The sequence below is a fragment of the Paenibacillus sp. OT2-17 genome, from assembly GCF_009827695.1.
GTDB classification, from domain to species: domain Bacteria; phylum Bacillota; class Bacilli; order Paenibacillales; family Paenibacillaceae; genus Paenibacillus; species Paenibacillus polymyxa_B.
Window position 1 is genome coordinate 1 of the sequence record NZ_WUDQ01000499.1, and the last position, 2751, is coordinate 2751.

At 41.8% G+C, this 2751-nt stretch carries 2 protein-coding genes and 1 pseudogene; 2 read left to right on the forward strand and 1 reads right to left on the reverse strand.

Annotation, left to right across the window (positions count from 1 at the left end):
- The first annotated feature begins 204 nt into the window (after nucleotides 1–204).
- Nucleotides 205–1257 (forward strand): annotated as a pseudogene (locus GRP75_RS23700) (glycosyl hydrolase).
- A 542-nt stretch (nucleotides 1258–1799) separates the two neighbouring features.
- A complete protein-coding gene (locus tag GRP75_RS30045) occupies nucleotides 1800–1904 on the forward strand; it encodes a DUF6254 family protein (protein WP_023988604.1) in 105 nt (34 codons plus the stop codon).
- A gap of 324 nt (nucleotides 1905–2228) precedes the next feature.
- Here the strand turns inward: GRP75_RS30045 and GRP75_RS23705 are convergent.
- On the reverse strand, nucleotides 2229–2751 hold a 523-nt coding region (locus tag GRP75_RS23705), incomplete at its 5' end, for a dihydrodipicolinate synthase family protein (RefSeq protein WP_202404285.1).

Consider the following 2751-nt stretch of genomic DNA (forward strand, 5'->3'; position numbering starts at 1 on the left):
TCTATTCATTTGAGGTAGATATAATTGAGGTGCTTTTATTCGTAAAAATCAAATTTTTATAAGGAGTTGGTATCAACTCGCTAGAATGAAAAATAATGTAGCTTGCAATCAGAAGTGTCATAGGGAGAAATATCACAGTGAAATCAATTAAATGAATACGATGGTAAAAATCGACCAGTCGTTCCTTTAGAGAAGAGGTGGTACATAAGAATATTGGGGATTCTGTTAATCGCTTCGACTTTCTCACAGACAGCATCTGCACATACGGTGAATCCTAATGGACAAGCCACAACCAAGGAAGTGATGAACTGGCTCGCTAATCTGTCATCGGAAAATCGCGTAGTGTCAGGAGCATTCGGCGGGTACACAAATGCGTCATTTTCTATGACCGAAGCTAATCGAATTGAAAATGCAACAGGACAGTCCCCTGCCGTGTATGGCTGTGATTATTCAAGAGGATGGATGGAGACTTCTAATATTGCCGATTCGATCGATTATAGTTGTAACACCGATTTAATCTCTCATTGGAAGAACGGAGGTATACCTCAGATCAGTATGCATCTGGCTAACCCTGCGTTTAACTCTGGAAATTATAAAACCCCAATCTCAAACAGTCAGTATGAAAGAATCCTAGACTCATCAACTGAAGAGGGCCAGCGATTAGACGCTATGTTAAGCAAAATTGCCGATGGCCTTAAGCAGTTAGAAGATGAAGGTGTTCCTGTTCTTTTCAGACCTCTTCACGAAATGAATGGATAATGGTTCTGGTGGGGACTTACCGATTATAACCAAGAGGACAGCGAACGTATCACTTTATATAAACAGCTTTATAAAAAAGTCTATCATTATATGACCGATACAAGAGGATTGGACAACCTGATATGGGTATACGCACCAGACGCCAACCGAAACTTTAAGACAGACTTTTACCCTGGAACTTCATATGTTGATATTGTTGGATTAGACGCTTATTTCTCAGATCCTTATTCGATTCAAGGATATGACGAGTTAACAGCTCTTGATAAGCCTTTTGCTTTCACAGAAGTCGGTCCGCAGGCAACCAATGGTAGTATGGATTATTCTTTATTTATCAATGCCATTAAAGAAAAATATCCGAAAACCATTTATTTCTTAGCTTGGGATGAGGGATGGAGCCCCGCAGCTAATAAAGGTGCCTACAATCTTTATAATGATGGTTGGACACTGAATAAGGGGGAAATGTGGGAAGGCAGTTCACTTGCATCATTTGCTGAATAATTGATCATTAGTTCATTAAACAGGACTATGAAGAATACAAGTTCTTCATAGTCTCTTAAAAAACATGTCCTTTAGGGAGTTACAATAACAGCTAATGTATGAACATGATAATATTTTTTATATCACTTACATAACTATTTCTCGGAAACTAGCGGTTCAGCCGATAAGTAGCCTTCTTACACACCTTCCAATCTTTCGGGCGCATCACCGATATTTGTGATTATTTGTGTTGTATTATATGTACTAAATCCTCTTTTCGGAAGGCAAAGGCCGATTTCTAGTATGTTAAGGAGAAATCGGCTGTTTTTTTAAAAAATTGTTCCCAGTCCAGCGCTTGAGTTAGCGCCGTTTGTTCAATTAATGCAATCCCCAGCAAACCCAGAATACATGAAGCCATGCTCCCAGCTATTCCTTTGAAACGGTTTGGAACCCCTGAATTATTACAAAAATCCAACGAATTTAGTTTTATGAATGAACAGAGCTGAGAAATGACAACTTAAGAAAGTAGTATACATCACAATTTCCAAAGGAGGATATCTGTTATGGCTCACCAGAAGAAAAGGAAAGAAGCAGCCTGGAAGTCACGAAAGCAAGAACAGCATCCCCATGGTAAAGTCAAATCGCTCAAGGAGCTGTCCAGCGAATAGGAGTGAGGATTATACTGCTTGGAAGAGAAGGACTGTCGGTGAAATTCACCGGCAGCCTTCTTTTTGCAATAATTTCGCTTACATAAAGAATTACCTTAATGCTGCAACTGGATTTACTAACAACCATCTAGCTATTGCTTGTAAGCTTTTCAGATTGCGGACCTCATTAGGATGAAAACACCGATACAGCGTTCTACCATAGAGAGTATCTTCTTAAATTCGTTTTTCTGAAGGTTGTCAGTTCCGGCTAAAAATTGAAGCATCTCCTGTCCAGGAGATGCTTCTTCTACGTTATGATTGGGTAATCTGAGATAAGCTGATTTATCAGGATACGATTGAATTCAGGAGACCCTGCTTCACCTGATCCGACAGTGGCATAAGTGGCAGACGCAATTGCTCGGCGGCAATAATCTCTTGCTGGGTAAGCCACCACTTGATCGCGGCCGGGGCTGGCTCTGCAAATACATGCTGGATCACCGGTTCCAGTAGCATGAAACTGTCTCGCGACCCGTTCATGTCGCCAGCCACAAAACGTTGGTATATATCCACATACTCCTGGATATTGAGATGAGCGGATGCAAGCATACCACCGGCAGCTCCCTGGCATAGCATGGCATGGAAATAGGCATCCTCTCCGCAGAGGACAGGCTTGGTCTCGTACTGGGTCAATTTTAAAAGCAGATCAAGACCGCCCGTGCTGTCCTTGAGCCCAATTACGCCATCCAGGTCCAGCACTTTGCGTATTGTATCTATTGTCATGCGACTGCCCGTGCGAACCGGAATCTCATATACAAGCACAGGCAGGCCTACACGAGATACGACACGGAAATGCTCCAAGATTCCTTCC

Excerpts from the sequence above, each read along its gene's own strand:
- GRP75_RS30045 (WP_023988604.1), top strand. The coding sequence starts at position 1,800 with ATGGCTCACCAGAAGAAAAGGAAAGAAGCAGCCTGGAAGTCACGAAAG.